The following is a 26,571-nucleotide window of genomic DNA, read 5'->3' as shown; positions in this document are numbered from 1 at the left end:
CGAAAGCGCCGGCAGCCCATGCTGATTCAGCGGAACGGCGGCTCGTCAAAGCTGCGTAGCTTGCGCGAATGCAGCGAGTTGAGCTGGCTGCGCAGCAGTTCCAGTGCGGTGATGCCGATTTTCAGGTGCTGGGTCACGGCCCGCTCGTAGAACGCATTGGCCGAGCCCGGCAGCTTGATCTCGCTGTGCAGCGGCTTGTCCGATACGCAGAGCAAGGTGCCGTACGGCACCCGCAGGCGGTAGCCCTGGGCGGCGATGGTGCCGCTTTCCATGTCTACCGCCACGGCACGTGACAGGTTGATCAGCGGCCGTTCCTGCGCCCAGCGCAGCTCCCAGTTGCGGTCGTCATAGGTCAGCACGGTGCCGGTACGCAAACGCTTCTTCAGCGCTTCGCCCTGTTCACCGGTGACCGTCGCGGCGGCATCCTGCAGCGCCTGCTGCACCTCGGCCAGTGCCGGCAGCGGGATGTGCGGCGGCAACACCCGATCGAGGATGCCATCGCGGCGCATGTAGGCGTGGGCCAGCACATAGTCGCCGATGGATTGCGACTGCCGCAGCCCGCCGCAGTGACCGATCATCAGCCAGCAGTGCGGGCGCAGCACGGCGAGGTGGTCGGTGATGTTCTTCGCATTGGACGGGCCGACGCCGATGTTGACCAGGGTGATGCCGTGGCCGTCCTCGGCGATCAGGTGATAGGCCGGCATCTGGTAGCGGTGCCACATCACGCCACCGATGATCGCCTGCGCCTCGCCCTCCTCCATGCCGCGCTCGATGATCACGTTGCCCGGCAAGACCATGCGCGTGAAGCGGGTGTCGTCGCGCAGCATGTCGAGGCCGTGGCGGATGAACTGGTCGACGTAGCGGTGGTAGTTGGTCAGCAGGATCCACGGCTGTACGTGGCGCCAATCGCTGCCGGTGTAGTGCACCAGCCGGCGCAGCGAGAAATCCACCCGCGCGCCATCGAACAGTGCCAGCGGATAGGGATCGGCGTGCTCCCAGTCGTAGAGCCCGTCGGCGATATCGTCGGTAGCGGCGGACAGGTCGGTGCTGGGGAATACCCGCGCCAGCTCAGCGGCGGTCACGCCGGTGCCGGCCAGCTCGTCGCCCTGCTCGATGACGTACGGATAAGGGATGTTGCGGTCGCTCATGCCGACCTCAACGGTGACGTTGAAGTCCTGGATCAGCGGTTTCAGCTGATCGAGCAGATAGGCGCGGAACGCCGCCGGATGGGTCACGGTGACGCTGTACACGCCGGGCGCCTGGACCTTGGCGTAGGCACGGGTCGAGGCCGGCACTTCGCCGTGGCACTCGTAGGTCAGGCGCAGCTGCGGGTAGCGGAACAGGTTGCGCTCCGCGGCGCTGGGCTCGGTGCGGCTGGTTACGTAGCGTTTGAGCGCCTGGTTTAGGGCCGCTGTGGCCTGCGCGTGCAGCTCGGCCAGCTTGTCGACCGCCTCCTCAGCGCAGGTGGCGACGGTGAAGGTTCTGGATTCGTTGGAAGTCATGGCTCATCCTGGCTTAACACACGGGCCTATCTTGGCTGCATTTGGTGACGGATGTATACGCAGCCGAGCGGTTGGAGCCGCATCCGAGACGCCGGCGCGCTGGAAATGTGCGCCGTCATCGGCGAAAAAAAATCCGACGCCAGAGCCTGGCGTCGGATTCGGGTACCGCTTCGAGCCCGCCGCCGATGCATTGCTGCATCAGCCGCACAGGCTCCTACCGATTACTTGTCCAGCAGCATGGTGCCGTTCTTGGCGAAGTTGGCATGCCAGGAGAAGGCTTTTTCCAGCACGTGCGGGGTGTGGCCGCCACGCTGTTTCGCCTCTTCGAGGTAGGCGAGCGCCTGGGCCCTGTAGTCCGGGTGCATGCAGTTGTTGATGACTCGCGCCGCCGCCTCGACGGGCGCCAGCCCGCGCAGATCGGCATAGCCCTGCTCGGTGATGATCACGTCGACGTCGTGGTTGGTGTGATCCACATGCGTGACGAACGGTACGATGGAGGAGATCTTGCCGTCCTTCGCCGTCGAGGTCGTCACGAAGATGCTGATACGTGCGTTGCGGGCGAAGTCACCCGAGCCGCCAATACCATTCATCATGTGGGTGCCGTTGACGTGCGTGGAGTTCACGTTGCCGTAGATGTCGGCTTCCAGCGCAGTGTTGAAGGAGATGATCCCCAGCCGGCGGATCACTTCCGGATGGTTGGAGATCTCCTGCGGACGGAACACCACCTTGCCGGCGTACTTGGCGAGGTCCGAGGCCAGGTTGTCCACGCGCTTCTTCGACAGGGAGAAGGCGGTGGCGGCGGCGAACTTCACCACTCCGGCGTCGATCAGGTCGAAAACGCCGTCCTGCAGCACTTCGGAAGCGACGGTCAGGTCCTTGAACTCGGAAGTCTTCATGCCGGCCAGCACCGCGTTGGCCACCGAGCCCACACCCGACTGCAGCGGAGCCAGGCTGTTGGTCAGGCGTCCCAGCTTCACTTCCTCACGCAGGAAGTCCAGCAGGTTGTCGGCGATCTTCTGGGTTTCGGCGTTCGGCTCGAACAGCGGGGAAGGAATGTCCGGCTCGCTGGACAGCACGATACCGCGCACCTTGGCCGGATCGACCGGGATACCGATCGAGCCGATGCGCTTGCTGACGTTGTAGACCGGGATGTCCTTGCGCGAATCCTCGCCGGCCGGGCCGGGAATGTAGATGTCGTGCATGCCTTCGTACTCGCGCGGAGCAGAGGTGTTCAGCTCGATGATCACGTGCTTGGCGTTCTGCACGAAGATCGGCGAGTTACCGACCGAACCGGTCGGGATGATCTGGCCGTCCTCGGTGATGGCCGCCGCCTCGATGATGGCGTAGTCGACCTGTGGCAGCACGCCTTGACGCAGCAGTTCCGCGGTATGGGACAGGTGCTGGTCGATGTAGAGCACCTCGCCGGCGTTGATCTTCTTGCGCTGCACCGGGTTGCCCTGATACGGAATGCGCTTGTTGATGATGCCGGCTTCGGCCATCGACTGGTCGGCTGCCGGGCCCATGGACGCGCCGGTGAACAGGTTGACCTTGAATTTCTCGCGCTGGCCGCGTTCGGACAGTGCCTTCGGAAACACCTTCGGCTCCCCGAACAGGGTGAAGCCGCTCATGCCCAGCGTCATGCCGTCCTCAATCCACGACGCGGCCTCTTCTGCCGAGACGACCTTGTCGAGAAACGCTGCGTTGCGGATGTACTTGTTTAGATCGGTTGCCATGAACTCACCTCAGAAACTCATCGAATGCTCGTCCGTGAAGGCTCTGCAAAGAAATTCGCCAGGCCTGACGAGGCAGGGAGACGGCCACTTGATGTCCGGAGACAAAGCGCCCATGTCTTTTGCCGCTCAATATCGGAACCTCAAAAAATCATGCGGCACTTGCAACCCCGTAACGTAGTCGCTCGCCCCATTCTAGGAGCACCAGCTCGTTTGGCTGTTATACAAAGGTACTAGCAGGCCGCCGCACAGGAGAGGTCATAGCCGGTATCGACGCCCAGCGCAACCGCAACCGGCCGGCGGCGAGGCGTTCGCGAACTGCACTTCCCGCAGTAAACCGGGCCATCCAGGCTGTCGCCGCGCTCAAAGCGCCGCCTGAACGCTGTCAAATCAGGTAACGAACCGGGCACCGCCGTCACTTCCCCGCGCTGGTCTTCGCCACCATACTCGCGCCCGCCCGACTGTATTCAACGGTAGCCCCACGGTCGCGGGCAGGGCGATGATCGAAACAGACAGGTAGGCATCATGCAGGCAACACCCGTGGAAACGAGTACTCGTCGTCGACTGCAACAGGTCATCGAGCAGCCAGCCGTTCAGCGCAGCATTCTGCTGCTGATCGTGATCAACGCGGCCATCCTCGGCATGCAGACCTCGCCGGCACTGGTGGCCAGCTGGGGCGAGCTGCTAAGAGTGCTCGACATGTTGATCCTCGGCGTATTCGTGGTGGAAATCGCAGCGCGCATCTACGTTCATCGCGCGGCGTTTTTCCGTGATCCCTGGAGCCTGTTCGATTTCACCGTGGTTGCCATCGCGCTGGTGCCCGCCAGCGGCCCGTTCAGCGTTCTACGTGCCCTGCGCGTACTGCGGGTGATGCGCATGGTCACCATGGTACCGTCGATGCGCCGTGTGGTCGGCGCGCTGCTGTCGGCCATTCCCGGCCTGGGCTCGATTGCCATGGTGCTGGCGCTGGTCTTCTACGTGTCGGCGGTGATCGCCACCGGGCTGTTCGGCGCCGACTTCCCCGAGTGGTTCGGCAACCTCGGCCGTTCGATCTACACACTGTTCCAGGTGATGACGCTGGAAAGCTGGTCGATGGGCATCGTGCGCCCGCTGATGGACGTGTTCCCCTACGCCTGGGTGTTCTTCATCCCGTTCATCCTGATTGCCACTTTCACCATGCTCAACCTGTTCATCGCCATCATCGTAAACGCGATGCAGACGGTTACCGATGCTGACCACGAAGCCACTCAGGCAACCATTGAGGCGGCACGCGAGCACATCGAGGCCGACCTGCATGAAGAGGTCCGCGCCCTGCGTGGCGAAATCGCCGAACTCAAGGAACTGCTACGCGGGCAGGCTCGCCGCTAGGCGACGCAACCCTGCCACGGAGTCACAGCTGCGGCCCACTGCGCGCCAGCAGCGCGTCGATGTCGAGCCCGCGCGGCAACGTTCCATAAACCCGCCCGTGCACTTCCAGGCGACTGACGATGAAGGCATCCGAAACGGCGGCGTTGCCCGCTTCGAGCAGCAGTTTGGCCTGCAGGCCGACGGCAACGTCCTCGGTGAGCTGACGGGCGCGGTACTGGATGTCCTCAGTATCGCCGAAGGCCGCCTTCAGCCGCCGGATATGCGCCTTCAGGCGGGCGTCGCCGTGGCCATCGCCGAGCTCGGCGAACAGTACTTCGAGCACGCCCGGCTCCTTCGATAGCGCGCGCAAGACGTCGAGGCACTGCACGTTGCCGGAACCTTCCCAGATGGAATTCACCGGTGCCTCGCGATACAGCCGCGGCAGGATGGTTTCCTCGACGTAACCGGCGCCACCCAGGCATTCGCTGGCCTCGGCGATCATGTTCGGCGCGCGTTTGCAGATCCAGTATTTGCCGACGGCGGTGACCAGCCGGGCGAACTTGTCTTCGTGCTCTTCATGGCGATTGTCCTGGGCGCGGCCCATGCGCAGGGTCAGCGCCAGCGCCGCTTCGCTTTCCAGGGCGAGATCGGCCAGTACGTTCTGCATCAGCGGCTGCTCCAGCAGGACCCGGCCGCCGACCTGGCGGTGCGCGCAATGGTGCATGGCCTGGGTCAGGGCCTGACGCATCAGCGAGCTGGAGCCGATCATGCAATCGAAACGGGTCGAGGAGACCATCTCGATGATGGTCGGCACGCCGCGCCCTTCCTCACCGACCATCCAGGCCAGCGCGCCGCGGTACTCGACTTCGCTGGAGGCGTTGGCCCAGTTGCCCAGCTTGTTCTTCAGGCGCTGGATGTAGAACTGGTTGCGCGTGCCATCCGGGCGATGGCGCGGCAGCAGGAAGCAGGACAGGCCCTTGTCGGTCTGCGCCAGGGTGAGAAAGGCATCGCACATCGGCGCCGAGCAGAACCACTTGTGCCCGACCAGCTCGTAGGTCTGCCCGGGGCCACCGGCGCCAACCGGATACGCGCGTGTGCTGTTGGCGCGCACGTCGGTGCCGCCCTGTTTCTCGGTCATCGCCATACCGATGGTGACGCCGGCCTTCTGCTCCAGCGGCAGGTTGCGCGGGTCGTATTCGCGGGCAAGAATCTTCGGCAGCCAGCGCTCGGCGAGATCCGGCTGCAGGCGCAGTGCCGGCACGCTGGCGTAGGTCATGGTCAGCGGGCAGCTGCTGCCGGCCTCGGCCTGGTTGTGCAGGTACATCAAGGCGGCACGCGCCACCTGTGCACCGGGTTGCGGGTCGCTCCAGGGCAGCGACGGAATACCGTGCTCGACGGCGCTGCGCATCAGCTCATGATAAGCGGGATGAAACTCCACCAGATCGATGCGATGGCCGTAGCGGTCATGACTCTTGAACACCGGCCTGTTCTCGTTGGCGTGAAAGCCGGCCTGCATCAGCGGCCCACCGGCAAGCGCGCCGTAGACGTCCAGCCGCGCCTGCGCCCAGCCCGCCTGATAACGCTGTACCCACTGCTGCAACGGCAAGTCGATGCGATAGAGATTGGCACCGTCGAGTGGCGGAACCTGGTTGGTGACCTCATGGGTTTCGGCGCAACTCTGCAGATTCATCTGAGCGTCCTCCTTCGATACCGGCGCAGCTGCCAGCAAGCGTAGTCGGCCTGGGCGGTGCGTCGGCCGCGCGGCAATGGATCGGCAGTGAAACATGCTGCGCGGCGAGGATTGAAGCGAGGTATCGGCCAAAAGGTCCGCGCGTCAGGCAATCGGCGCGCTGGGCGGAAGTCCGTTGGCACGGCCCGCGGCGAGCCCATCCGCGGCGCTCAGCGGCAGGCGCAGGCGCACGCAGAAGCGGCTACCCAGCCCCGGTCGCGATTGCTGATCGAGCTGTCCACCCATCACTTCGATCAGCCCCCGACTGATAGCCAGGCCGATGCCGAGGCCGCCGTAGCGCCGGGTCATGGAGCCGTCGACCTGACGGAACTGGTGATAGAGGAAGGCCTGATCGGCGTCGCTGAAACCGATGCCGCTGTCGACGACCTCGATATCCAGCAGCAGCTCGCGCTGCTCCACCGCGCCGGCGAAACGCAGCGTGACGGCTCCGCGGGAAGTGAACTTGACGGCGTTGTCGAGCAGATGACAGATGCTCTGTTCCAGCTTCTCGCCATCGCCGTACACGCGGTCTGGCAGTTTCTCGTCGAACTCGAGATCGAAGGCCAGGCCCTTGTCCTGCGCCCGCGGGTCGAACTGCTGCTGCAGCCGTGCCGCAGTTTCCCGCAGACTGAAACGCTGATCCTGCAGGCGCAGCTTGCCGGCGCGCAGTTCGCTGAGCACCAGGATGTTGTTGACCAGGCGCATCATGTCGCGCGCCGAGCCGGTGGCGATGTGCTGGTATTGCTGCAGCTCTTCCGCCGTATCCGAGCTGGGCAACAGCTCCAGGGCGCCCATGACGCCCATCATCGGCGTGCGCAGTTCGTGGCTGATATTGGAGAGAAACTCGTCCTTGAGCCGGTTGCTCTCGGCCAGCTCGCTGTTCAGTTGTTCCAGCTCGGCGCGGGCGTTTTCCAGGATCTTCGCCCGCTCGTCCTTCAGCGCGTTGATGCGATCGGCCAGCGCCATCGACAGCAGCACTACTTCCAGCGCGGCGCCAAGCTGGCTGGCGTACATGGTCAGGAAGTTGTGCGGCAGGTGCCCGAGCACCATCAGCGTGTTGATCTGCCCGCCGACCAGCAGCGCGCTCCAGGCGATGATGAAGTAGCGCGCCACGCGCATGCCACGCAGCCAGGCCAGGATGCCGGCGGCAAACACCGCCAGGGTGAACAGCAGCGCCAGCGCGGTGGCCAGGCGCAGGGCCACTCCGTAATCGGCGGCCATTGCGAGCGCCATCACCAGCACCGAGAAGACAATGATCAGCCGCAGCAGCCAATCCACCCAGCGGCTGTGCTCGGCGGTGCGCAGGAAGCTGCGGGTAAACAGGCAGCCGAACAGCCCGGTGGCCCCGATCAGCAGCGGCGTCGCGGCATTGGCCCACCAGGGACGATCCGGCCAGAGGAACTGCACGCCGGCGCCGTTCACCGAGACCTGGTAGAGGCCGAACGCGGCGATGTAGAGGATGTAGTAGAGATAGCTGGGATCGCGGATGCTGATATAGATGAACAGGTTGTAGACCAGCATCGCCAGCAGTACGCCGTAGATCATGCCCAGCACATAGAGCCGCCCGGGTTGCGCCTCAAGATAGGCGTGATGCGACCAGAGACTCAGGGGCACCTGGATCGAACCCTCGCTTTGCACGCGCAGGTACAGGCGCTGGGGCCGATCAGTCGGCAGCTGCACTTCGAACAGGTAGTTGCCCTGGCCGATCTCGCGGCTGGCCCAGGGCCGGGTGTCGCCGGTGTCGCGAGCCAGGCGGTAACCGCCTTTGCCGTCCGGCAGGTACAGCTGCAGGCTGTCGAGCGGCGGATAGGCCACCTCCAGCAACCAGCGTCGCGCGCCTTGCACGGTTTGCGGACGGTAATGCAGATCGACGCGCACCCAATGCGCGGAGCGCGAATAGCCGGCGTTGAACACCGCGGTCCGGTGAGGCAGGAAGTGACTTTCGAACGCGGGCGAGGCGACTTCGTCGATTTGCGCGTCGCCAAGTGGGTCCTCGAACACCCGCATGTGCTGCCCGAGTGGCAGGTGACGGGTGTGTTCGTCCAGTTCGACGGCAGCGGCCAGGGCCGGCAAGAGGGCCAGGATGAGCAGGAAGACGTACCGCATGATGCCTCGTGCAGGCCAGGCGACGAAAACGGATTCACGCCCCGCGAACCCCGCCACCCGGTCCGAAAACCAAAGTGCCAGCAATCTACCACAGCGACGGTTGCAGCCGGAAAAGGCGAATGTCTGAGCGATCGATCGCCCGACGTCCGGCGAACGCCTCGGTGGCGGTTCGACGCACAACTGCCGCGTCCCGCCAGCGCTGTTTGGTGATAAGCTCGCACGCCATGAAAAACCCTACTTCAAGACCCGTCGTCCTCTGTCTGTCCGGCCATGATCCCAGTGGCGGCGCCGGCCTGCAGGCGGACATCGAAGCCCTCCTGGCGCAAGCCTGTCACGCCGCACCGACGGTCACCGCACTGACCGTGCAGGACACCGTCAACGTCACCGACTTCCGCGTCCTCGACCGCGAATGGGTGCTCGCCCAGGCCAACGCAGTGATCGCCGATATGCCGATCGCGGCAGTCAAGCTCGGGATGCTCGGCTCGGTGGAAATGGTCGAGACCGTTCTCGAGATCATGGCCAGGCTGCCCGGCGTGCCGCTGGTCTGCGATCCGGTGCTACGCGCCGGTGGCGGCGGCGCGCTGGGCAAGGATGATGTCGGCTTCGCCATGCGCGAACGGTTGTTCCCGGTGTCGACCATCGCCACACCGAACCTGCCGGAAGCCCGCATCCTCGCCGAGCTGCCCGAGGGCAGCGCCGACGAATGTGCCGAACGCCTGCTGCCGCACATCCGCCACCTGCTGATCACCGGCGGCCACGGCGATGAAAGCGAAGTGCATAACCGTCTTTACTGCCGCGATGGTAGCCGCCACGATTTCACCTGCGCGCGCCTGCCCGGCAGCTATCACGGTTCCGGCTGCACACTGGCCAGCGCCCTGGCCGGCCGTCTGGCGCTGGGCGAGGAGCTGACCAGTGCCGTCCGTTCGGCGCTCGACTACACCTGGCGCACCCTGCGCGATGCCGAGGCGCCCGGCCACGGGCAATTCGTCCCGCGGCGCCTGCCACTGGACCTGGTCTGACTGGAGAGCAGCGCATGAAGGATTCGACCCGCCTGCGCGGCCTGTACGCCATCACCGACAGCAAGTTGCTCGCCGAGGGCCGTTTGCTGCCGTATGTCGAAGCCGCGTTGAAAGGTGGCGCCCGCCTGCTGCAGTACCGCGACAAATCCAGTGACGAGGCCCGTCGCTTGCGTGAGGCCGATGCGTTGCAGGAACTCTGCGCCCGCCATGGCGCGCAACTGATCATCAACGACGACGCCGAGCTGGCAGCGCGACTGGGTGTCGGCCTGCACTTAGGCCAAGAAGATGGCTCGCTGGCGGCCGCCCGTGCCCTGCTCGGCCGCCAGGCAATCATCGGCGCCACCTGCCATGCGCAGCTGCCGCTGGCCGAGCAGGCCGCGCGTGAGGGCGCCAGCTATGTCGCCTTCGGCCGCTTCTTCCAGTCGCAGACAAAGCCGGGCGCACCCTCGGCCGGTCCCGAGCTGCTGCGCGAAGCCCGCGCCTGCATTGGCCTGCCGATTGTCGCCATTGGCGGCATTACGCCGGAAACGGCACCAAGCCTGATCGCCGAGGGCGTGCAGATGATCGCCGTGGTGCACGCGCTGTTCGCCGCTGACAGCCCGGCCGAGGTCGAGCGCCGCGCCAGAGCGTTCAGCCAGTTGTTCAATACCCCCTGATTCCGCCACGGCTGACCCGCCACACGGCGGTCAGCCCCTGTTCTGCGAGGCCCGCATGTCCCGTTCCGAAGCCCTTTTTGCCAGCGCCCAGACCCACATCCCTGGCGGCGTCAATTCCCCCGTGCGCGCCTTTCGCAGCGTCGGCGGCACCCCGCTGTTTCTCAAGCACGCCGCCGGCGCCTATGTGATCGACGAAGATGACAAGCGCTACGTCGACTACGTCGGCTCCTGGGGCCCGATGATTCTCGGCCACAGCCACCCTGAGGTGCTCGATGCCGTGCGCCGCCAGCTCGAACACGGGCTGTCCTACGGCGCGCCGACCGCCATGGAAACCGAGATGGCCGAACTGGTCTGCCGCCTGGTGCCATCCATGGAGATGGTGCGCATGGTCAGCTCCGGCACCGAAGCGACCATGAGCGCGATCCGCCTGGCCCGTGGCTACACCGGCCGCGACGACATCATCAAGTTCGAAGGTTGCTACCACGGTCACTCCGACAGCCTGCTGGTCAAAGCCGGCTCCGGCGCCCTGACCCAGGGCGTGCCGAGCTCGGCCGGGGTGCCGGCGGATTTCGCCAGGCACACCCTGACCCTGGCCTACAACGATCTAGCAGAAGTCGAAGCCACGCTGAAGGAAAAGGGCGAGCAGGTCGCCTGCATCATCGTCGAGCCGGTCGCCGGCAACATGAACTGCGTGCCCCCGGCACCGGGCTTCCTCGAAGGCCTGCGCACCCTGTGTGACGCGTATGGCGTGGTGCTGATCTTCGACGAAGTGATGACCGGTTTCCGCGTCGCCCTCGGCGGCGCCCAGGCCTACTACGGCGTGACGCCGGACCTGTCGACCTTCGGCAAGATCATTGGCGGCGGCATGCCGGTCGGCTGCTTTGGCGGCAAGCGCGCCATCATGCAGCACATCGCCCCGCTCGGCCCGGTCTACCAGGCCGGCACCCTGTCGGGCAATCCACTGGCGATGGCCGCGGGCCTGACCACGCTGGGCCTGATCAGCCGCCCCGGCTTCCATGACGAACTGAGCGCCTACACCAGCCGTATGCTGCAGGGCCTGCAGGACCGCGCCGATGCCGCTGGCATCCCCTTCGTCACCACCCAGGTCGGCGGCATGTTCGGTCTGTATTTCAGCGGCGCCGATGACATCGTGACCTTCGCCGACGTCATGGCCAGCGATGCCGATCGCTTCAAGCGCTTCTTCCATCTGATGCTCGAAGGCGGCGTCTACTTGGCACCGAGCGCGTTCGAGGCCGGTTTTACCTCCATAGCCCATGGCGACGCTGAGCTCGCAATCACTCTGGATGCCGCCGAGCGCGCCTTCGCCAAGCTCAAGTGAGCCCGACGATGGAATTGCTGCAGAGCATCCTGCTCGCCCTGACTGCCGGCGTCAGCGCATTGCTGATCGGCCGCGCCCGGCGCCGTTACGGCGAGGCGGACCAGCCAGCGCTGTTCAGCGCACTGCTTGGCTTCATCCTGACGGCCGCCAGCGCTGCGTGCGCCGCCGCGAGCCTGCTTGGCATGGATCTGGAGGAGGCGTACCAGTGGCTGGAGCGCGCCAGCCTGCTGCTCGGTTTGCCGCTGATCGCGGTAGCTGCGCTGACCCTGGCGCGGCGCTGGGTGTGGAGTCGACCGAACTGGGGTCGCGTGGTGTTGGGGCTGTGCGTGTTCTTCGAACTGGCGCGACAGCTGGGCTGGAGCGAGCCCTACGCCTTCGGCCTGATGCTGACCAGTGCGCTGCTGGTGGTCTATGCCGGCGCGCTGCAATGGCCGGCAAGCCTGCCGACCCTTGCCGGCTTGGCGGCTGGCGCGCTTCTGCTGGGCGCGGCACCGCTGCCGAACGGCGTGTCGATCGTCCATCCGCTCGGCGACCTGAGACCGCTGCTATTGGCCATCGCCAGCCCGCTGCTGGCCATTCTGCTGGTGCGCCTGCCGGGCAGCACACGCGAGGACAGTCCGGCAGTCGCGTAAAAAGCCGATGACAGGCGGTTAAAGGCTTTGTAAGCAGGCTGCAGCTTATCCATAATGTGACGGCTGGCTCGTTCCAGCCTTTCATTACCGCCCTGCTCCTCGAGGCGCCAGATTTTCATGATCCGCACCGGCCGCATCCTGTCTTTGGGCTGTCTGCTGCTTCTCTCGCCTCTCACGGCCCTGGCCGGCGGGAATACCCTGCTGATCCCGGCGACCGCGCGCTGCGCGCTCGATACCCTTCCCGAAGAACTCCCCGAAGCACTGCGCAACTGCCAGCAGGCCGCCAGCGAAGGCGATGTGCAAGCCGCCTACGAGCTGGGCGAGTTTCACTACGACGGCAAGCGTGCGCCACGCGACCTGGCCAAGGCGCTGTACTGGTTCGAGCAGGCCTCACTGCGCGGTCATGCAGCCGCGCAACACCGGCTCGGCGTGATGTTCTTCCGCGGTGAAGGGGTCAAGGCCAACAACGTCCAGGCCTACATCGTACTGAAGATGGCTGCCGTGAATGGCGAAGACGATGCGCTGGATACCGCCGACCGAGTTTCCGGACAGATGCGTCGCGACGAGCTGGAAATTGCCACCCAGGTCCTCGGGCAGATCTTCCGCGACTACCTGATGCAACTGCAGGCCGCCGACGCGCCGCAGATCCCCTGAACAATCGAGAAACCCCGCGGCATCCACCCGCGCTTTCCCCTGCTCGGTCGTGGGCATATAATCGCCGGTCATTTTTTGCACAACGCCGGCCCGTAACATGACCCGCAAGCTTTTCATCGAAACCCATGGCTGCCAGATGAACGAGTACGACAGCTCGCGCATGGTGGACCTGCTGGGCGAACACCAGGCCATGGAGATCACCGAGAACCCGGCAGAAGCCGACGTGATTCTTCTCAATACCTGCTCGATCCGCGAAAAGGCCCAGGAAAAGGTCTTCTCGCAACTGGGTCGCTGGCGCGAACTGAAGCTGGACAATCCACAACTGGTGATCGGCGTCGGCGGCTGCGTGGCCAGCCAGGAAGGCGCGGCCATTCGCGACCGCGCCCCGTACGTCGACGTCGTCTTCGGGCCGCAGACCCTGCATCGTCTGCCGGAAATGATCGACGCCGCGCGCACCACCAAGAAACCGCAGGTGGACATTTCGTTCCCCGAGATCGAGAAGTTCGACCGCCTGCCAGAGCCGCGCGTCGACGGCCCCAGTGCCTTCGTTTCGGTCATGGAAGGCTGCAGCAAGTACTGCACCTTCTGCGTGGTGCCCTACACCCGCGGCGAAGAAGTCAGTCGCCCGCTGGCCGACGTGCTGGCGGAAGTCGTCCACCTGGCCGAAAACGGCGTGAAGGAAGTCACCCTGCTGGGGCAGAACGTCAATGGCTATCGCTACGACGGGCATGACTTCGCCGACCTGCTGCACGCCGTCGCCGCAGTAGAAGGCATCGGCCGTATCCGCTACACCACCAGCCATCCACTGGAGTTCTCCGACGCGATCATCCAGGCCCATGCGGACATCCCGCAGCTGGTGAAATATCTGCATCTGCCGGTGCAGGCCGGGTCCGACCGCATCCTCGCGGCGATGAAGCGCAACCACACCGCCCTGGAGTACAAGTCGCGCATCCGCCGGCTCAAGGCCGCAGTGCCGGATATCCTGATCAGCTCGGACTTCATCGTCGGCTTCCCCGGCGAGACCGACAAGGACTTCGAGCAGACCATGAAGCTGATTGAGGACGTCGGCTTCGACTTTTCCTACTCCTTCGTCTACAGCTCGCGTCCCGGCACCCCGGCCGCGGATCTGGCCGACGACACCCCGGACGAGGTGAAAAAGCAGCGCCTGGCGATCCTCCAGCAGCGCATCAATCAGCAGGGCTTCGAGAACAGCCGACGGATGGTAGGTACCACTCAGCGCATCCTCGTCAGCGACTACTCGAAGAAGGACCCTGGCATGCTGCAGGGCCGTACCGAGCACAATCGCATCGTCAACTTCCGCTGCGACAACCCGCGGCTGATCGGCCAGTTCGTCGACGTGCACATCGACGACGCGCTGCCGCACTCGCTACGTGGCACCTTGCTAGGTTGAGAACCGGGTATGCGGCCCCCATGTGATTGCATCGGGGCCGCGACTGCGCTTTCCGCTTTGCGCCCGCGGCGCTATTCTTCCCTCACCACTTCGCCGACCACGGCCACATATAAAAGCCCTTGAACGCACCCATAGAACCGCATCGTTTCACCCTCGAACCCTTTGAAGCCCGTCGCTTCGCCAATCTCTGCGGCCAATTCGACGAGCATCTGCGCCTGATCGAACAGCGCCTGGAACTGGAAATCCGCAACCGCGGCAACCAGTTCGAGCTGATCGGCCCAACCGACGCGGCCAAGTCTGCCGAACAGCTGCTGCGCCGGCTGTACCGGGAAACCAAGAACACCGAGCTCTCTCCGGACATGGTGCATCTGTACCTGCAGGAATCCGGAATGGAGGAACTGGCCAATCCAAATGCTCACCAGGGCGTCGCCCTGCGCACCAAGAAGGGCATGATCCGCCCCCGCGGTGCGAATCAGCAGCGCTACGTCAAAGCCATCCTCGACAACGACATCAACTTCGGCGTCGGTCCGGCCGGTACCGGCAAGACCTACCTCGCCGTCGCCTGTGCCGTGGACGCGCTGGAGCGCGAACAGGTGCGCCGCATCCTCCTTGTACGCCCGGCGGTGGAAGCCGGCGAGAAGCTCGGCTTCCTGCCCGGCGACCTGGCACAGAAGATCGACCCCTACCTGCGCCCCCTCTACGACGCGCTCTACGAGATGCTCGGTTTCGAGCATGTGGCACGGCTGATCGAGAAACAGGTGATCGAGATCGCCCCGCTGGCCTACATGCGCGGCCGCACGCTGAACAACAGCTTCATCATCCTCGATGAAAGCCAGAACACCACCCAGGAACAGATGAAGATGTTCCTTACGCGGATCGGCTTCGGCTCCACTGCGGTGATCACCGGCGACATCACCCAGGTCGACCTGCCCCGCGGCACCAAGAGCGGTCTGGCGCACGTCATCGAGGTGCTCAAGGACGTCAACGGCATCAGCTTCACCCACTTCAAGCCAAAGGACGTCGTTCGCCATCCGCTGGTGCAGCGCATCGTCGAAGCCTACGAGTCCTTCGAGGATCGCCAGTCGCCGGCCAGCAAGCGTGCCGCGCAGGACGCCAGCGATGATTGAGCTCGACCTGCAGTGCGCCAGCACGGGCGCTGCGCCGGCCCTCGCCGATCTGCAACGCTGGTGCGAACGGGCGCTACGCCAGCGTAGCGGCGACTCGGAGCTGACCATTCGCCTGGTGGACGAGGAAGAAGGGCGCGAGCTGAACCGCACCTGGCGGCAGAAGGACTACGCGACCAACGTGCTGTCGTTCCCGGCAGACGTTCCCGACGAACTGCTGGACATCCCGCTGCTCGGCGACCTGGTCATCTGCGTCCCGGTGGTCGAGCGCGAAGCCGCGGAGCAGGGCAAGGCACTGGCGGCACACTGGGCGCATCTGGTCATCCATGGCTGTCTGCATCTGCTCGGCTACGATCATATCGACGATGCCGAAGCCGAAGAGATGGAAGAGCTGGAGCGTCAACTGCTGGCCGAGCTGGGTCATCCCGACCCCTATGCCGAAGAATCGCCCGTCATGGGCACTTGCAAGGACTCCTGAGTCAACGACATGAGCGAAGATCGATCGATCAGCGGGCAGAAGACCTGGCTGGAAAAAATCACCCAGGCTTTTGCCCATGAGCCCAAGAATCGCCAGGAGCTGCTGGAAATCCTGCGCGAAGCCCATCAGAACAAGCTGCTCGACAGCGAGGCGCTGGCCATCGTCGAAGGTGCCATCCAGGTCGCCGATCTGCAGGTACGCGACATCATGGTGCCGCGTTCGCAGGTGATCAGCATCAAGGCCGATCAATCCCCCCGCGAGTTTCTGCCGGCCATCATCGGTGCCGCACACTCGCGTTATCCGGTCGTCGGTGAAAGCCTCGATGAAGTGATCGGCGTGCTGCTGGCCAAAGACCTGCTGCCGCTGATCCTCAAGGATGAACACCACAGTTTCGACATCAAGGATCTGCTGCGCCCGGCCACCTTCGTGCCGGAGTCCAAGCGTCTCAACGTACTGCTGCGCGAATTCCGCGCCAACCACAACCACATGGCCATCGTCATCGACGAGTACGGCGGCGTGGCCGGCCTGGTGACCATCGAAGACGTGCTGGAGCAGATCGTCGGCGACATCGAGGACGAGCATGACGTCGAGGAAGACAGCTACATCCGCCCGCTGCCCAGCGGCGACTTCCTGGTCAAGGCGCTCACCCCGATCGACAGCTTCAACGAATACTTCGGCAGCGCCTTCCCCGACGACGAATTCGATACCGTCGCCGGCCTGGTGATGAGCACCTTCGGGCACCTGCCCAAGCGCAACGAAGTCACCGAGATCGACGGGTTCCGCGTGCGTGTGCTCAACGCCGACAGCCGCCGTGTGCATATGCTGCGCCTGAGCCGCACCGCGGGCGCGTAAGCCGGCACGAGCCGTTCCGCGCAGCCGACCCTGCGCGGACGCTCGTCCGCCAGCTGCTTGCCGGCCAACTTCATCGCCCTTAGCCTCCCTCCCCGCACCGCTGCGCAAGGAACTTCCATGCACTGGATCACCCGTCCCGGATGGCCGGGCAACCTGCTGGCACTGGTCGCCGGCACACTGACCACGCTGTCGCTGGCGCCTTTCGACATCTGGCCGCTGGCGCTGCTCTCGGTGGCGCTGCTGTACCTTGGCCTGCGCGAAACCGCAGCGAAGCAGGCGGCGCAGCGCGGCTGGTGCTACGGCTTTGGGCTATTCGCCTCGGGGGTCAGCTGGGTCTACGTCAGCATCCATGACTTCGGCGCGGCCTCGCCGGCGCTGGCCGGATTGCTCACTCTCGGCTTCGTCGCCGGCCTGGCGCTGTTCTTCGCCCTGCTCGGCTGGCTCTGGGTGCGCCTGCTGCGCAATCGCCATTCCGCACTTGGCGATGCGCTGGCCTTCGCCGCACTCTGGCTGGCGCTGGATGCGCTGCGTGGCTGGATTCTCACCGGCTTTCCCTGGCTGTACATCGGCTACAGCCAGCTGGATGGTCCGCTGGCCGGACTGGCTCCGCTCGGCGGGGTCTGGTTGCTGAGCTTTGCCGTCGCACTGAGCGCCACCCTGCTCGCGGCGATCCCGCGACTGCTTGCCGACAAAGCACGCCTGGCCGCCGCCGTCGTGCTGCTGCTTTCCCCCTGGCTGGCAGGCCTGGCACTCAAGGACCATGCCTGGACGACCAGCAAGGGCGAACCGCTGACCGTTGCCGCAGTGCAGGGCAACGTCGCACAAAGCATGAAGTGGGACCCGAAGAAGCTCGAGATGCAGCTGCTGCTGTATCGCGACATGACCTTCGGTAGTCGCCCGGCAGACCTGATCGTCTGGCCGGAAACCGCCGTGCCGATCCTCAAGGAGCATGCCGAGGGCTACCTGACGATGATGGCCGGCTTCGCCAACCAGCGCGAATCGGCACTCATCACCGGCGTACCGGTACGCCAGCCCAATGCGGCTGGCGAGCTGCGCTATTACAACGGGCTGACCAGCACCGGTGACGGTGCCGGCACCTACCTCAAGCAGAAACTGGTGCCGTTCGGCGAGTACGTACCGCTGCAGGATCTGCTGCGCGGCCTGATCGCCTTCTTCGACCTGCCGATGTCCGACTTCGCCCGCGGCGAATCCGGCCAACCACTGTTGCAGGCGAAGGGCCTGCAGATCGCGCCATACATCTGCTACGAGGTGGTCTACCCGGAGTTCGCCGCAGGGCTCGCGGCGCAGAGCGATCTGCTGCTGACGGTGAGCAACGATGCCTGGTTCGGCCGCTCCATCGGTCCGCTGCAACACCTGCAGATGGCGCAGATGCGCGCTCTGGAAGCCGGGCGCTGGATGATCCGCGCGACGAACAACGGCATCACCGTGCTGATCGACCCCTACGGCCAGATCACCGAGCAGATTCCGCAGTTCGAACAGGCCGTGCTGTATGGCGACGTCACCCCGATGCAGGGGCTGACGCCGTATCTGCGCTGGCGCTCCTGGCCGCTGATCGCGGTATGCGTGCTGCTGCTCGGCTGGGCACTGGTCAGGCGCAAGGCATAGCCTCAGCTATGCGAAGCTGCTGGGACCTGAACGGGTCTTTTGACTGCCGCTGAGAGGGCTTCATCGCAAGCCAGGCGGTTATGCCGAGCGCTGCCGCTCTTGACTGCGAAAGTCCAGCTCCGAGCTGGCTTTGTTCGCGCCCAAGGCCGCTCCTACAGCCGCCAACGTGGGGGCGACCTTGACCGCAAATGGCGAGTTGCGGACAGAGGCTCACCCCACGACCGTACACTCAGGTTAATGCGTTCGACTCAGTCGTTCGCGGAGCGGTACACAAGCGGGTAAACCGCCATACCAACGACCTCGTTGAGCAACATGCCGTTCTGCCAGAAGGCCTTGGCCTCCGGCAACCAGCCATTCAACGGCCGACCATTGGGCACGCCCATGAAGCCCACCGGCGCAGCTATCACCTCGATCCCGTTCTGCTCGAAGCACCAGCGCGAGCGTGGCATGTGCGAGGCGGATGTCACCAGCACCACCCGCTCGATGCCCGCCTCACGCAGCATCTCGGCGCTGAAAACCGCGTTCTCCCAGGTCGTCCGGCTACGCTCCTCGAGCCAGCGCGTGGCGACACCAAAGTCGCGCTGCAACACCTCCGCACCGAGCATCGCCTCGCTGGGTGGCTGGCCATAGTGCAAGCCACCGCTGGTGAGAATCGGCAACTCCGTCACCTTGGCCAGGCGAGCGGCATAGCGCAGGCGCTCCAGTGCGGTGTAGCCGGGCTGATCGCCGCCCCATGCCGGATCGTGCTGCTCGCGCCCGGCCCCCAGCACCACGATGGCGCCGGCCTGCTCCGGCAATTGCGCCCACTGCGACTCGATCAGCGCCGGCTCGCGCTCGACCAGTCGCGCTGTCCACTCGACGACCACCGGCAGACTCATCAACCAGAGCCCGACCAGCCCGACACCAAAGCACAGCGCCGCGAGCCTTGGCGCACGTCGGCGTAACCACCAGCCGAGCAGCAGCAGGAGCAGCAGCCCGCCCGGCGGCAAGAGCATCTGCTTGAAGAAATAGCGAATCGGCATCCGACCTCCGCGACAAAGGCAGACACTCTAGCCGCAGCCGCGGCGTTTGTCGGCCATCGCAGCGGTCAATGTCGCGGATAGGTATGCAGACGCTGCCGTGCGCGTAGCAGTTGAGACCCGCACACATGACAGGCAGCGGGTCCGGCGCCCTCCGGCCAGCTCACCTCGGCGTTACACAGCGCGCAACTGAGAGTCTGTTGCAATGCCAGCGGCGCATGACGGCCGTGCGCAGCATGCCGCGGCCGAGCACTGCGTACAGCCGGTCGCAACGCCTGACGTGACAGATGAGCCTGCTCCTCGGCGGCGGCATGCCAACCGGAAAGCCACTGTGAATCACGCTGCAGATACGCACGGATCAGCTCGAATTCCGCCGGCGTCAAACCGCGCACTTCCAGCTCGCCAGCACCGTCCGCATCAGCGGACGTAGCACGTTCGGCCTCCTGCAGGGCCGAGCTCAGTCGCTGCAACACCCTTGCATAAAGACTACTGTCCTCAGATCGTGGCTCTCGGTCCATCAACCTCACCTCACATTCGTCCCGCCCCTGGATCAAGCGTAGCTCAGCCTGACGCGCTCAAGCCGCGCACGACGGACGGAGCTCTGGAGCAGCGGCAAATGGGGTTTCCCTAGGCCGCGGGGGGTCATGTATGCTACGGCGCTTCCATGCCTCCGCCCGCAGCCCGCCGGGTCGCGTTAGCGCCAGGTCCGCCGGACCTGCCAACGTGCCCGCGACAACGCATTCGCGGAGAGCCAGCCCCCATCCCAACGCCAGTAGCCATGCACGAACAGTATCAGCCCCGCGAAATCGAAGCCGCCGCGCAATCCCATTGGGACGCGCAGAAATCCTTTGAAGTGAGCGAACAGCCAGGCAAGGACACCTTCTATTGCCTGTCGATGTTCCCCTACCCCAGCGGCAAGCTGCACATGGGTCACGTGCGCAACTACACCATCGGCGACGTGATCGCGCGCTATCAGCGCATGCAGGGCAAGAATGTCCTGCAACCCATGGGCTGGGACGCGTTCGGCATGCCGGCGGAAAACGCCGCGATGAAGAATCAGGTGGCACCGGCGAAGTGGACCTACGAAAACATCGCCTACATGAAGGCCCAGCTGAAAAGCCTCGGCCTGGCGGTCGACTGGACGCGTGAAGTCACCACCTGCAAACCGGACTACTACCGCTGGGAGCAGTGGCTGTTTACCCGCCTGTACGAAAAGGGCGTGATCTACCGCAAGAACGGCACCGTCAACTGGGACCCGGTCGACCAGACCGTACTGGCCAACGAGCAGGTCATCGACGGCCGTGGCTGGCGTTCCGGCGCGTTGATCGAGAAGCGCGAAATCCCGATGTACTACTTCAAGATCACCGCCTACGCGGATGAGCTGCTGGAGAGTCTGGACGAACTGGATGGCTGGCCGGAACAGGTCAAGACCATGCAGCGCAACTGGATCGGCAAGTCGCGCGGCATGGAGATCAGCTTCCCCTACGACGTGGCCAGCATCGGCAGCGAAGGCGTGATGAAGGTCTTCACCACCCGTCCCGATACGCTGATGGGCGCAACTTACGTCGCGGTGGCCGCCGAGCACCCGCTGGCCACGCTCGCCGCGCAGAACAATCCCGAGCTGCAAGCCTTCATCGATGAATGCAAGCGTGGCGGCGTTGCCGAAGCCGACATCGCCACCCAGGAGAAGAAGGGCCTCGCCACTTCACTGCGCGTGCAGCATCCGCTGACTGGCGAGTTGCTGCCGGTGTGGGTCGCCAACTACGTGCTGATGAACTACGGCGAAGGCGCGGTCATGGCCGTCCCGGCGCACGACGAGCGCGACTTCGAGTTCGCCAGCAAGTACGACCTGCCTATCAAGCCGGTGGTACGCACCAGCGCCGGCGACCAGACCCCGGCACCCTGGCAGGACGCCTACGGCGAACACGGCGAGCTGATCAATTCCGGCATCTTCGACGGCCTCGACTTCGACGGCGCGTTCGATGCCATCGAAGTGGCGCTGCAGAAGAAAGGCCTCGGCCAGGCACGCACCCAGTTCCGCCTGCGCGACTGGGGCATCAGCCGTCAGCGCTACTGGGGCTGCCCGATCCCGATCATCCACTGCGACAGCTGCGGCGACGTCGCGGTCCCCGAAGACCAGCTGCCGGTCGTGCTGCCGGAAGACGTGGTACCGGACGGCGCCGGCAGCCCGCTGGCGCGCATGCCGGAGTTCTACGAATGCAGCTGCCCGAAGTGCGGCGCGCCGGCCAAGCGTGAAACCGACACCATGGACACCTTCGTCGAGTCGTCCTGGTATTTCGCCCGCTACGCCAGCCCGAACTACGAAAAGGGCATGGTCGACCCGGCCGCGGCCAACCACTGGCTGCCGGTGGATCAGTATATCGGCGGCATCGAGCACGCCATCCTGCACCTGCTCTACGCGCGCTTCTTCCACAAACTGATGCGTGACGAAGGCCTGGTCAGCTCCAACGAGCCGTTCAAGAACCTGCTGACCCAGGGCATGGTGGTCGCCGACACCTACTACCGCACCCTCGAAAACGGCGGCAAGGACTGGTTCAACCCGGCCGACGTGATCGTCGAGCGTGACGCCAAGGCCAAGATTATCGGCGCGAAGCTGGCCAGCGATGGTCTGCCGGTGGAAATCGGCGGCACCGAGAAGATGTCCAAGTCGAAGAACAACGGCGTCGACCCGCAGGCCATGATCGATGCATACGGCGCAGATACCTGCCGCCTGTTCATGATGTTCGCCTCGCCGCCGGACATGAGCCTGGAATGGTCTGACTCCGGCGTCGAGGGCGCCAGCCGCTTCCTGCGTCGCGTCTGGCGTCTGGCTCATGCACATGTCAGCGCTGGCGTCGCAGGCACGCTGGACACCGCCAGCCTGAGCGACGAGCAGAAGGCCGTACGCCGCGCGATCCATCTCGCCATCAAGCAGGCCAGCGTCGATGTCGGCCAGCATCACAAATTCAACACCGCCATCGCCCAGGTGATGACGCTGATGAACGTGCTGGAGAAAGCCGCGACCGCCAGCGAGCAGGATCGCGCGCTGTTGCAGGAGGGCCTGGAAACGGTCGCCCTGCTGCTCGCACCGATCACACCGCACATCTCTCACGAACTGTGGCAGCGACTCGGCAAACAGGGCGCGATCATTGACGCGCGATGGCCGAAGGTCGACGAGTCCGCCCTGGTGCAGGACAGCCTGACTCTGGTGGTACAGGTCAACGGCAAGCTGCGCGGGCAGATCGAAGTACCGGCTGCGGCCACCCGCGAGGAAGTCGAGGCCGCGGCCCGTGGCAATGAGAACGTGCTGCGCTTCACCGAGGGCCTGACGATCCGCAAGGTCATCGTGGTGCCTGGCAAGCTGGTCAACATCGTCGCTAACTGATTCGGCCCCGGCGCATGCGCCGGGCCTGCAAGGGGATAACAAGATGAACAAACGGAATCTGGTGGTGCTGGGCCTGACACTGCTGCTGAGCGCTTGCGGCTTCCAGCTGCGCGGCACCGGTGACGTGGAGTTCGGTCTCAAGGAGATCGACCTGCAGGCCCGCAACAGCTACGGCGAAACGGTTCAGCAGCTCGAAGACCTGCTCAAGAGCAATGGTGTGCGGGTTTACCCGGGCGCCAAGTACAGCCTGAACCTTGCCCGCGAGCAGACCCGCCAGCGCACCGCCAGCTACACCAGCTCGGCACGCAGCGCCGAGTATGAGCTGACCAGCACCCTCGATTACGAATTCCTCGGCCCGCAGAACATGCTGCTGCTCGAGGACAGCATCGAAGTGCAGAAGGTCTACGTGCACGACAGCAACAACCTGATCGGCTCGTCCCAGGAAGGCGATCAGCTGCGCCAGGAAATGCGCCGCGAGCTGCTGCAGCAGCTGACCCTGCGTATCCAGCGCATCACCCCGGCGCAGCTCGACCGCCTGCAACAGGAAGCCGAAGCCAAGGCCCGCGCCGAGGCTGAAGCCATGGAAGCTGCCCGTCGTGCCCAGGACGCGCAGCCGCAACAGTCGCCCATCCAGCTGCCCATCCAGTAACAGGTAACGGGGGCCTCAAGGCCCCCGTCTTCGTACCATGAAGCTTTCTCCCGCTCAGCTCGGCAAACACCTGCAAGGCCCGCTGGCGCCCGTGTACGTCGTCTGTGGCGACGAGCACCTGCTGTGCCAGGAAGCCTGCGATGCGATCCGCACAGCGACCCGAGCGCAGGGCTTCAGTGAGCGTCAGGTCTTTCACGTGGAGACCGGCTTCGACTGGAGCCAGTTGATCGAAGCCGGTGCGAGTCTTTCGCTGTTCGCCGAGAAGCGCCTGCTCGAACTGCGCATCCCCAACGGCAAGCCCGGTGACAAGGGTGCCGCGGCGCTGCTGGAATATCTGGCCCGCCCCGCCGAGGACACCGTGCTGCTGGTCAGTCTGCCCAAGCTCGACGGCAGCACCCAGAAGACCAAGTGGGCCAAGGCGCTGATCGATGGCAAGGACGTGCAGTTCCTGCAGATCTGGCCAGTGGATGCCGCGCAGCTGCCGCAGTGGATACGTCAGCGGCTGGCCCAGGCGGGCCTGTCCGCGGACCAGGAAGCCGTCGAACTGATCAGCGCCCGGGTCGAAGGCAACCTGTTGGCCGCGGCGCAGGAAATCGAAAAGCTCAAGCTGCTGGCCGAAGCCAGACAGGTCACCGCGGAAACCGTCCAGGCCGCGGTGGCTGATAGCGCCCGTTACGATGTATTCGGCCTGATCGACGCAGCCCTGCACGGCCAGGCGGCCCATGCGCTGCACATGCTGGAGGGCCTGCGCGGTGAAGGCGTCGAGGCGCCGGTGATCCTCTGGGCGCTGGCCCGCGAACTGCGCCTGCTGGCCAATATTGCGCAGCAATATGCTCAGGGCACTCCGCTCGAGCGTGCCTTCAGCCAGGCCCGCCCACCGGTCTGGGATAAGCGTCGCCCGCTGGTTTCCAAAGCACTGCAACGGCATGACGCGGCCGGCTGGAACCAGTTGCTGAGAGACGCGCAACGCATCGACGAGCAGATCAAGGGCCAGGCCGCCGGGGATCCCTGGATCGGTCTGGCGGACATTTGCCTGCAACTGAGTGGCCGCCGGATCGGTACCTGACGAGCGAATCGCGGAGAGCGAATTCACGCCGCAGCGCACTGGACATTTTTTGTACAAGGCCTATGATTCCCTCGCCCGATAGCGGGCCATTTGAGGGAATCGAAATGAGCACACGCAAGAAACGGCCGAACAAGGCCAAGCACCTGGTTGCGCAACCCCTGTTCCGCCTCCGCCAGGAAACGCCGAAAAAAGGCAAAGGCAGCTACCGCCGCGAAGCCTCCCAGTCCACCAACTGGGAGGCTTCGGTCCTTCTGGCAGCCTGAAAACCCAACACCGCCAAAGCGTGATAATGTCTGCGGCCGACGACACGTTTCGAGAGCGGTGCATGTATCACACCTTCGTTCCCGTTCTGCTGCTACGTACCCTGGTTGCCGCTTCGGCGATGAGCCTGGTCGTTGCCTGTGCAGCCGAACCCCTCGCGCAGTCCACTCTGGTCAGCAACGTCCCCGCCGCCAGCCAGCCTAGCGACGCCACCATCGCCGATGTCCGTTCGGAAGCCACCCACCTGAGCTTCAGCCAGTGGCGCGAGCAGTTCCGCGCTGAAGCCCTTGCGGCCGGTATCTCCGCCGCGACCTTCGACCAGGCCTTCGCCGGCGTCCAGCCCGATCCAGCGGTGATCGAGGCAGACCGTAGCCAGCCCGAGTTCACCCGGCCCGTCTGGCAGTACCTGGAAGGCGCCATTTCGCCACAGCGCGTGCGCAGCGGTCGCCGCTTGCTTAGCGAGCACGCCACCACACTGGATCAGATCGAGGCCCGCTACGGCGTCGATCGCGAAACCCTGGTTGCCGTCTGGGGACTGGAAAGCAGCTTCGGCCAGATAATGGGCGACAAATCGGTGATTCGTTCCCTTGCGACCCTCGCCCACGAGGGTCGCCGTCCGGCATTCGCCAAGAGTCAGCTGATTGCAGCGCTGGAAATCCTCCAGCACGGCGACGTCGCGCCACTGCGCATGCGCGGCTCCTGGGCTGGTGCCATGGGGCAGACGCAGTTCATTCCGACCACCTACAACACCCATGCCGTGGATTTCGATGGCGACGGCAAGCGCGATATCTGGAACAGCTCGGCCGACGCCCTTGCCTCCGCCGCGCATTACCTTCAGGCATCCGGCTGGAAACAGGGTAAGGCCTGGGGCTTCGAGGTAGAGCTACCCGAAGGGTTCGACTACGCCTTGGCCGACACCGAGATTCGCAAGCCGCTGGCCGAATGGCGCAGCCTCGGCCTGCGCAACCTGCCCGGCGACCAGGAAGAAGCCAGCGCCAGCCTGCTGCTGCCTGCCGGCCATCGTGGCCCGGCATTCCTCATCATGGACAATTTCCGCGCCATCCTGCGCTACAACAACTCCTCGGCATATGCCCTGGCGATCGGCCTGCTGGCAGAGAATTTCCAGGGCAAAGGCGAGGTCGCGGGCAGCTGGCCACGCGGCGAACAGCCACTCAGCCGCTCCGAGCGCCTTGAACTGCAGGAACGTCTCGTCGCTCAGGGCTTCGACCCGGGCACCCCGGACGGCATCATCGGCGCCAATACCCGCAAGGCTATCCGCGGCTTCCAGCAACGCCTGGGTTGGCCGGCCGATGGCCATCCCACTCAGGAGCTGCTCGGGCGACTGCGCGCCCACAATTGATCGAGTTGGGCTTGGCGCCATACACAAAAGCCCCGGCAGACTGCCGGGGCTTTTTTTTATCCCTGCAACAAGATCAGTGTTTGATGGCTACTTCGTAGAGGTAGTCCGGCAGCGGGTCGATGATTACCTGCTGGCCTTGATAGTGGGCCTTCACTGCCTCGCGCGCGACCACGCCATGTGGCACGCGCTGATCACCACCAAGGCGCTGGCGTGCGCGGTAGTCGATCACGCAGCCGTCGGTCTCGACCCAGAAGTGTGGTGAAACCACCTTACCGTCCAGTTCGACCTGCCCCAACATCGCTCGGTATGGAATGTGCTGCTTGGCCAGCCGCGTCACCACCAAGCGGCTCATCGCGTCGCACTCGACCTTCGCGGCATCCAGATCGTCAAGCAAGTCCTTCAATTGGGGTTCGTTCATCTGCAGTGGCCCTCGGTTGGCCTCATGGTGTAAACGAACGCCACTATAGACCAAAGTCTAATGCGACGTAATGCCGCAATTTTCTTGCCAACCGCTTGGCAGTTCCCGCGCCATGCGCTTTCGCAAGGCGCATGGCGGACGGAAAAGAAAAAACCGCGCAGACAGCCTGGACTGTCTGCGCGGTCCTCAAGAGCCGCAACAACTTTAC

General features: G+C 64.7%; 23 protein-coding genes. 16 read left to right on the top strand and 7 right to left on the bottom strand.

Annotation, left to right across the window (positions count from 1 at the left end):
• Positions 1-26 precede the first annotated feature (26 nt).
• Positions 27-1,502 carry an AMP nucleosidase gene (gene amn / locus BM275_RS10755; RefSeq protein WP_023444943.1) on the bottom strand — a complete coding sequence of 492 codons (1,476 nt, stop codon included), beginning with the start codon at positions 1,500-1,502 and terminating at the stop codon, positions 27-29.
• A gap of 221 nt (positions 1,503-1,723) precedes the next feature.
• Complete coding sequence (locus BM275_RS10750; RefSeq protein WP_046617695.1) at positions 1,724-3,235, bottom strand: succinate CoA transferase; 1,512 nt, start codon at positions 3,233-3,235, stop codon at positions 1,724-1,726.
• Between the two features lie 522 nt (positions 3,236-3,757).
• Between BM275_RS10750 and BM275_RS10745 the strand changes: the two genes are divergently transcribed.
• Positions 3,758-4,600 carry an ion transporter gene (locus BM275_RS10745; RefSeq protein ID WP_090521115.1) on the top strand — a complete coding sequence of 281 codons (843 nt, stop codon included), beginning with the start codon at positions 3,758-3,760 and terminating at the stop codon, positions 4,598-4,600.
• 22 nt (positions 4,601-4,622) lie between these two features.
• On the opposite strand, the gene BM275_RS10740 is transcribed toward BM275_RS10745, so the two are convergent.
• Positions 4,623-6,269 carry an acyl-CoA dehydrogenase family protein gene (locus BM275_RS10740; RefSeq protein ID WP_090521112.1) on the bottom strand — a complete coding sequence of 549 codons (1,647 nt, stop codon included), beginning with the start codon at positions 6,267-6,269 and terminating at the stop codon, positions 4,623-4,625.
• Between the two features lie 144 nt (positions 6,270-6,413).
• Positions 6,414-8,414, bottom strand: coding sequence for a sensor histidine kinase (locus BM275_RS10735; protein WP_090521107.1), 2,001 nt, complete (start codon positions 8,412-8,414; stop codon positions 6,414-6,416).
• A gap of 224 nt (positions 8,415-8,638) precedes the next feature.
• Between BM275_RS10735 and BM275_RS10730 the strand changes: the two genes are divergently transcribed.
• The 10 genes from BM275_RS10730 to lnt all read left to right on the top strand — a co-directional run bounded on the left by BM275_RS10730 (position 8,639) and on the right by lnt (position 18,205).
• Positions 8,639-9,433 carry a hydroxymethylpyrimidine/phosphomethylpyrimidine kinase gene (locus BM275_RS10730; protein ID WP_023444938.1) on the top strand — a complete coding sequence of 265 codons (795 nt, stop codon included), beginning with the start codon at positions 8,639-8,641 and terminating at the stop codon, positions 9,431-9,433.
• 14 nt (positions 9,434-9,447) lie between these two features.
• A complete protein-coding gene (gene thiE / locus BM275_RS10725) occupies positions 9,448-10,089 on the top strand; it encodes a thiamine phosphate synthase (protein ID WP_090521104.1) in 642 nt (213 codons plus the stop codon).
• A 55-nt stretch (positions 10,090-10,144) separates the two neighbouring features.
• Complete coding sequence (gene hemL, locus BM275_RS10720; protein WP_090521100.1) at positions 10,145-11,428, top strand: glutamate-1-semialdehyde 2,1-aminomutase; 1,284 nt, start codon at positions 10,145-10,147, stop codon at positions 11,426-11,428.
• A gap of 8 nt (positions 11,429-11,436) precedes the next feature.
• Positions 11,437-12,060 carry a hypothetical protein gene (locus tag BM275_RS10715; protein ID WP_090521098.1) on the top strand — a complete coding sequence of 208 codons (624 nt, stop codon included), beginning with the start codon at positions 11,437-11,439 and terminating at the stop codon, positions 12,058-12,060.
• A gap of 117 nt (positions 12,061-12,177) precedes the next feature.
• Positions 12,178-12,714, top strand: a complete 537-nt coding sequence (locus BM275_RS10710) for a tetratricopeptide repeat protein (protein ID WP_014818973.1) — start codon at positions 12,178-12,180, stop codon at positions 12,712-12,714.
• A gap of 97 nt (positions 12,715-12,811) precedes the next feature.
• The gene (gene miaB / locus BM275_RS10705; protein ID WP_041015906.1) at positions 12,812-14,125 is read left to right on the top strand and encodes a tRNA (N6-isopentenyl adenosine(37)-C2)-methylthiotransferase MiaB; all 1,314 of its coding nucleotides are present in this window, start codon (positions 12,812-12,814) and stop codon (positions 14,123-14,125) included.
• A gap of 119 nt (positions 14,126-14,244) precedes the next feature.
• Positions 14,245-15,252, top strand: a complete 1,008-nt coding sequence (locus tag BM275_RS10700; RefSeq protein WP_003301727.1) for a PhoH family protein — start codon at positions 14,245-14,247, stop codon at positions 15,250-15,252.
• Positions 15,245-15,727, top strand: coding sequence for an rRNA maturation RNase YbeY (gene ybeY, locus BM275_RS10695; RefSeq protein WP_090521097.1), 483 nt, complete (start codon positions 15,245-15,247; stop codon positions 15,725-15,727). The genes BM275_RS10700 and ybeY overlap by 8 nt, the downstream gene beginning before the upstream one ends.
• A gap of 9 nt (positions 15,728-15,736) precedes the next feature.
• Positions 15,737-16,579, top strand: a complete 843-nt coding sequence (locus BM275_RS10690) for an HlyC/CorC family transporter (RefSeq protein ID WP_003301723.1) — start codon at positions 15,737-15,739, stop codon at positions 16,577-16,579.
• Between the two features lie 117 nt (positions 16,580-16,696).
• Positions 16,697-18,205 (top strand): apolipoprotein N-acyltransferase, encoded by a 1,509-nt coding sequence (lnt, locus tag BM275_RS10685; protein WP_090521095.1) that lies wholly within the window; start codon positions 16,697-16,699, stop codon positions 18,203-18,205.
• Positions 18,206-18,453: 248 nt separating this feature from the next.
• Here lnt and BM275_RS10680 read toward each other — a convergent pair whose 3' ends face one another.
• Both BM275_RS10680 and BM275_RS10675 read right to left on the bottom strand, forming a co-directional pair.
• Entirely contained in the window at positions 18,454-19,227 is a 774-nt protein-coding gene (locus tag BM275_RS10680; protein ID WP_090521093.1) for a YdcF family protein, read from the bottom strand.
• A 65-nt stretch (positions 19,228-19,292) separates the two neighbouring features.
• The gene (locus BM275_RS10675) at positions 19,293-19,697 is read right to left on the bottom strand and encodes a hypothetical protein (protein WP_090521091.1); all 405 of its coding nucleotides are present in this window, start codon (positions 19,695-19,697) and stop codon (positions 19,293-19,295) included.
• Between the two features lie 305 nt (positions 19,698-20,002).
• Here BM275_RS10675 and leuS point away from each other — a divergent pair, with 305 nt between their 5' ends.
• From leuS to BM275_RS10650, 5 genes are all read left to right on the top strand, one after another.
• Entirely contained in the window at positions 20,003-22,609 is a 2,607-nt protein-coding gene (gene leuS / locus BM275_RS10670) for a leucine--tRNA ligase (protein ID WP_090521088.1), read from the top strand.
• 43 nt (positions 22,610-22,652) lie between these two features.
• Positions 22,653-23,258, top strand: a complete 606-nt coding sequence (locus BM275_RS10665) for an LPS-assembly lipoprotein LptE (protein ID WP_042921806.1) — start codon at positions 22,653-22,655, stop codon at positions 23,256-23,258.
• Positions 23,259-23,295: 37 nt separating this feature from the next.
• A complete protein-coding gene (holA, locus tag BM275_RS10660; RefSeq protein ID WP_090521085.1) occupies positions 23,296-24,324 on the top strand; it encodes a DNA polymerase III subunit delta in 1,029 nt (342 codons plus the stop codon).
• A gap of 104 nt (positions 24,325-24,428) precedes the next feature.
• Positions 24,429-24,587, top strand: coding sequence for an alternative ribosome rescue factor ArfA (gene arfA, locus BM275_RS10655; RefSeq protein ID WP_003285150.1), 159 nt, complete (start codon positions 24,429-24,431; stop codon positions 24,585-24,587).
• A gap of 62 nt (positions 24,588-24,649) precedes the next feature.
• Positions 24,650-25,945: a lytic murein transglycosylase gene (locus BM275_RS10650; protein WP_090521083.1), complete on the top strand. Its 1,296-nt coding sequence runs from the start codon at positions 24,650-24,652 to the stop codon at positions 25,943-25,945.
• A 73-nt stretch (positions 25,946-26,018) separates the two neighbouring features.
• On the opposite strand, the gene BM275_RS10645 is transcribed toward BM275_RS10650, so the two are convergent.
• On the bottom strand, positions 26,019-26,363 hold the full coding sequence (locus BM275_RS10645) for a hypothetical protein (RefSeq protein ID WP_003301712.1): 345 nt from the start codon (positions 26,361-26,363) through the stop codon (positions 26,019-26,021).
• Between the last annotated feature and the right edge of the window lie 208 nt (positions 26,364-26,571).

It is taken from the genome of Stutzerimonas kunmingensis, from assembly GCF_900114065.1.
Classification (GTDB): domain Bacteria; phylum Pseudomonadota; class Gammaproteobacteria; order Pseudomonadales; family Pseudomonadaceae; genus Stutzerimonas; species Stutzerimonas kunmingensis.
This window is presented reverse-complemented; position numbering and strand designations above follow the sequence as displayed.